8 protein-coding genes are annotated in these 5,282 nt (G+C 30.9%); all 8 read right to left on the reverse strand.

The genetic code is table 11. The features are described 5' to 3' along the window. A partial coding sequence (locus EGM88_RS12625; protein WP_148084087.1) for a hypothetical protein occupies positions 1–217 on the reverse strand: 217 nt, incomplete at its 3' end. Between the two features lie 4 nt (positions 218–221). Then, the gene (locus EGM88_RS12630; protein ID WP_123898776.1) at positions 222–791 is read right to left on the reverse strand and encodes a DUF6705 family protein; all 570 of its coding nucleotides are present in this window, start codon (positions 789–791) and stop codon (positions 222–224) included. 69 nt (positions 792–860) lie between these two features. Then, positions 861–1,442 carry a DUF6705 family protein gene (locus tag EGM88_RS12635; protein ID WP_123898777.1) on the reverse strand — a complete coding sequence of 194 codons (582 nt, stop codon included), beginning with the start codon at positions 1,440–1,442 and terminating at the stop codon, positions 861–863. 23 nt (positions 1,443–1,465) lie between these two features. Beyond that, positions 1,466–2,539 carry a hypothetical protein gene (locus EGM88_RS12640; RefSeq protein WP_123898779.1) on the reverse strand — a complete coding sequence of 358 codons (1,074 nt, stop codon included), beginning with the start codon at positions 2,537–2,539 and terminating at the stop codon, positions 1,466–1,468. A 20-nt stretch (positions 2,540–2,559) separates the two neighbouring features. Continuing rightward, positions 2,560–2,976, reverse strand: coding sequence for a hypothetical protein (locus tag EGM88_RS12645; protein WP_123898780.1), 417 nt, complete (start codon positions 2,974–2,976; stop codon positions 2,560–2,562). Between the two features lie 2 nt (positions 2,977–2,978). Continuing rightward, complete coding sequence (locus EGM88_RS12650; protein WP_123898782.1) at positions 2,979–3,257, reverse strand: hypothetical protein; 279 nt, start codon at positions 3,255–3,257, stop codon at positions 2,979–2,981. 496 nt (positions 3,258–3,753) lie between these two features. Continuing rightward, positions 3,754–4,305, reverse strand: a complete 552-nt coding sequence (locus EGM88_RS12655; RefSeq protein ID WP_123898784.1) for a hypothetical protein — start codon at positions 4,303–4,305, stop codon at positions 3,754–3,756. Further along, a partial coding sequence (locus EGM88_RS15810) for a hypothetical protein (RefSeq protein ID WP_162497582.1) occupies positions 4,302–5,282 on the reverse strand: 981 nt, incomplete at its 5' end. The genes EGM88_RS12655 and EGM88_RS15810, both read right to left, overlap by 4 nt.

Here is a 5,282-nt window from a genome sequence, read left to right on the forward strand (position 1 = left end):
AACCCTGCCATGCAAGAGCTTCATAGAATTTATCAGCTGGGGCTTCTCCATAATATTCTACGAATTTAAGGTAATCAGTTGTTAAAACGTTTTTATGAAAATCTTTTAGAGCATCTTTCATTGAATGAATATACAAAGCCGCCATAGTTTCATGTTGTAAAATTAGTAAAAGGCTTAATGCCAGCCTTAAGCCTTTTATCTCAAGAAACTTATTCAAACGGTTATTGTTTGATGAGTTCCATTTGCTCTGTTGGTAAAATTTGAGCTATTGGTGTATCCGGGCAATCTGCACCTGACCATATCTCACCACTAACCTGCAAGAATAATTTCATTTTCGTATTGTTTGTACCATAAACGGAAATAAAAACATCTCCGTTCTGCCCGCAATCAGAATTTTTGCCTTGATAATAGAATACATAAGTATATTTACTTTTATCAAGATATCGCCCTTTAATTACTAGTGTATTATCACTAGGTAAAGCTGTTGTGTTTTCAATGACATTGCCATCGGTATCTGTTATTTTATAGCGTATTAAAAGTTTATCTTCAGAAATTTCTAAATAGCTTTTTGTTATTTCAGTTATGTAGAATTTATAAGTTTTATTATTGTAAGTACCCTCCCAAGTACCAATAAATTTGTCCAATAGATTGTTAACATCTTTAATATAAGCTCCATCTGGGATTTCGATTTCATTGTCTCTATAATCTATATATTCTTCAATTGGTATTATTTGAGCTTTACAGTTTAATGTACTAAGGATTATTAATCCTATTAATAATAATTTTTTCATGTTGTAAAATTAATAAAAAGGCTTAATGCCAGCATTAAGCCTTTTATCTCAAGAAACTTATTCAAACGGTTATTGTTTGATGAGTTCCATTTGCTCTGTTGGTAAAATTTGAGGTATTGGTGTATCCGGGCAATCTGCACCTGACCATATTTCACCACTAACCTGCAAGAATAATTTCATTTTCGTATGGTTTGTACCATAAACGGAAATAAAAACATCTCCGTTCTGCCCGCAATCAGAATTTTTACCTTGATAATAGAATACATAGCTTCCAGATTTAGCAATATATCCACCATTCATTACAAGAGTATCATCATTAGGTAAGGAAGTTACATCCTCAATCACATTACTTTCAGAATCCGTTATTTTATATCGCATAATTAATTTGTCTTCTTTAAGTTCTCCATCATCTTCGGTAATTTTTACCACATTAAATTCAAAGGTTTTATTGTCATAAATACCTTGCCAAGTTCCTACAAACTTATTCAGTAAATTGTTTACGTCTTTAACATAAACATAGTCTTTATCTCCCATTAAACCTCCTTCAGAATTTCTATAATTAACGGCATTTTCAACGGGTATGATTTGTTGTGCTTTGCAACTTAATGTGGTAAGTGATAAACTAACTATAATAATAAGGATATTTTTCATTTTTTAACGTTTTTAAGTTTTAATTATTCACAATCGCCTCTTTCTAGTTTTTCTTTTGTACCATTTAATGTTAGAGGCCTTATGCGTCCACTACTTTTTATTTTATATAAACTAATGCCTGTTACACCAATTTTATGTTTTAGATATTTTAAAAAACCTCTTTCATTCCCCCATTTGTTAACATACTTATCTCTGAAAATTTTGCTAAGTTCTCTCATTTCTTCTTTTGTATAATCGGTTTTAATATCGTTTAAGTTACTCGTGTCTCCAGTAAAACGAATAGTATATGTTCCTGAACTAGAAACCATAGTACCGAATATCTTAGAAGTTGGGTAGCCAGAAGTCTTAGCATTTTTTACCATAATTAAAAATGTGTTAACATCATTTGGCGATAGCATTCGAATAGGTTGAATTTCTATGGGAGCTCCTGTTTTGGGGTCAGTTTTGCCATTTAAAAAATTATCTAAATGTGTATGTAGATATCCTATTCTGGTTGAACCCATGGGGATTCTTAAATTATGTCCAGTGGCACTAACAGTTAAGGTCTCAAATGTACCGTTTTTATTTTGTACAAAACCTGTTTCTTTTTTTAGCCCTGTTTTGGTTTTTAAAAGGTCAAGTTTGGCTTTAAAGGCAGTATTGGCAATTTGGTTGGCTATTTTGGTACAGGGGTCGTCCTCCTCATCTTCAAATCCACCACCACTTTCACCACCGGCAATCCAAGAGATAGTTTCCTTTGCATCATTAAAATCTCCGCCACCTGAAGGACCGTTAAAATAAATATTTGTTACTAAAATTCCAGCATCAGTAGAACCGCCTGCTATTAAAAAAACTTCCTCTAGATTTTGATTGCACATAATACATTCAGAGCCATCATAACAAGGTCCGTGATATTGACATGTGCCTGAATTTTGAAAAAAAGCCGAAATACTACTGCTAAAAAACAGTGAAGCTTTGTTTTTTTTCACTTTACTTTTATACTGTGCTATAAGTTTTCCGTTATTAACGCTATATCCGTTTAAAAAAACTCCTTTTAAATCGGTAATTATTATTTCACCAGAAAATTTTTCTGTTTTAATATTTTTACAGTCTTTCACCTTCTTAGAAGGTGGAATTTTTACTCATATTCAAACAATATTGTAGTATCAAAAATTTCATATAAATATTTGTTGAATTTTCGTAAAAAATATACTTCTGCCTTAACTTCATAAAATGCAATCTTTTTGGCTGTCTCTTCTTTGTAAAACCATTGGTAATCAACAATATTAAGCTGCTCTTTTATGTTCAAATAAAATTTACTTTGATTGTCATTAAAATTTTGATAAACTCCATTGTCTAACGGAGCGTAAAATACTTTAAAGGAGTCCGTATCGGGCCTATCTACATTCATGATTATTTTAGTTATGTTATCACAGGAATCTTTTACTATTTTTATATTTTCATTATATTCGGATATATTTATATAATATTTATTATTTTGAGAATAAATATTTGTCAAACTAAATATAAGGATTATTTTTAATAAAATTCTCATAATTAATCACATTTAGGTGTTTTTGTTGAGTTTACTTTCGCTCCATCAAGATACAGACTTGTATTGGTCGTATAATTATCTTCTTGTGTATGTTCTAATCCTTTGGTGGTGTCATGTAAACCAATCCAAGCCAATTCTATATAAAAAGCATCCCAATTCCAAGTAACATTTTGATTATCATTAATAATTAAAGAGTTACTTTGAACATAATTAATACTTGATTGTGATGTCAAATTACTATTTCCAATTTCATTAAATACATCTTGAAAAGTGGGTATCATAAAATCATGTTGACTTTGATTACCAGCACAAGCAAAATTGCCATAAAACTCCTCAATAGTTTCTTTTTACGTTAAATTATAAATATAATCAAGAGATGTGCCAGCATTGCAATCCCTCACTTTAATTTTAAATAAGCATGTATAGATTCGTGTAAAATGGTTTTGGCAATATTAAAAGTAGAACCGGAAAGTAATTTGGGTTGAAGTCAATTTTTTCTAAAAAATTAAAGTCATTTTTTCCAATAATTGAATCTAAATTTGACTTCGTACTGACCTTGAAATAATCTTTATTTTTGCCTAAGAACAATTCAATATTATTTTTGATTAATTGAGAGTTTTGAGAGAAACTCTCTACTTCACTTTTAGAAAAGGAAATATGTTTTGGACCACAATGAATGAATACAAAACAAATGAAGAATGGGTATATGAGTTTTTTTGCCATTTGAAAATCAATTCTAAACTAACCTACTCAGGACGTGTAAAAAAATAAATTTTATTAATCCGTACTTTCTTCAAAAATTATATAGTACAAGTTATCTGATAACTTTTCAGAATGTACCATATTCATTTCATACCATTGATTTGCCCATTTCGGATTTGCCATGCCATTTTCTATTAGATAGACTTGTTGCTGCGTTTTTTTTCCATTTTCAACTACATCAACAATCGCTTTGCCAGCATTTTTATATTTGGTAAAAACAATTTTGTGCTGATAGACCATATAAGGGTCTAATTTGGCAATCATATTTTTTTTATAGCTCAATGAATACTGTATATAATCATTAAAAATAGTAAAGCCAGTCATTAATGGAGCAAACTCAAATTTATTACTATTTAATAAGGAGTCCAGCTGAAACTTGTTTTTAATCATAATAGCTCCATCATTTTTAATTATTTCCAAATCCTTAATGTTTTCTAGTAGAATCTGTGAGTTTCTTTCAAACATTTCTACCTCTTCTTTATTAAAAGAAATTTTGTCTAAAATACAACCCGTAATAACTATCGGTAGAAGAACTAAGTAAAATATGAATTTAATAGAATCTTTCATCTTTTGTAATTTTCGCGTGCTTTGATATTTTTAATTTTATCTTTTTCGTCTTTGTTGCAAAAAGCTTTTTTTGCTGCTTCAAGAAGGTCATTTCCGGTTATCGGTTTGAAAGAATAGTTTTTAGGATAATTAGAATCCATATAAGCAGGAATATAATCAAAATTTGGTGCATCTTCTGGGTCAACAACTCCTAATTCATCCAAAATCTCTGAGACCATTTTTTCATATGTAATGTTTCCGTCCGATATATCATCCCAATATTTTGTAAACATATAAGTGCCTACATAATTTGATGTTAAATCCTCATAAGCATAGGCACTATGATTATTCTCCCTCATAGCTTGGATTTCCTCCATAACTTTTCCGCCGAGTAAAGCATAATGTACACCAACATCATAAGTTAAATTAAAGGCGGCAAAAACATGGTTAAAATCCAACCATCCGCCTTCTGTGGTATAAACATATCTATTTACATCAATATTGTCCTCTTCAATAAAAGGCGTGTTTGTTCTTGGGTTGAATCGTAAATTTGCTCCAAAATGCTTTTTTAGAGCCATCATTTGAGGCACTGGTGCTAATCCATTAGTTTTTTCAATGACTTTTGCAATTTCATCTAAAATTTCTTCTTTATTAGCTAACTGCCCCCAACGAGGTTCTTCAATACTAAAATTCTGACTAGAGTTGTTGGTAGAATTCGTGTCGGAGCATAATTCTTCAATATGGTCTCTAATCCAATCATCTTCCTTCTCCTCATCTTCAAATCCACCACCACTTTCACCTCCAGCAATCCAAGAGATAGTTTCCTCTGCATCATTAAAATCTCCGCCACCTGAAGGACCGTTAAAATAAATATTTGTTACTGAAATTCCAGCATCAGTAGAACCGCCTGCTATTAAAACAACTTCCTCTAGATTTTGATTGCACATAATACATTCAGAGCTATCATAACAAGGTCCGTGATATTGACATGTGCCTGA

Source organism: Aureibaculum marinum, assembly GCF_003813905.1.
Taxonomy (GTDB): Bacteria; Bacteroidota; Bacteroidia; order Flavobacteriales; family Flavobacteriaceae; genus Aureibaculum; species Aureibaculum marinum.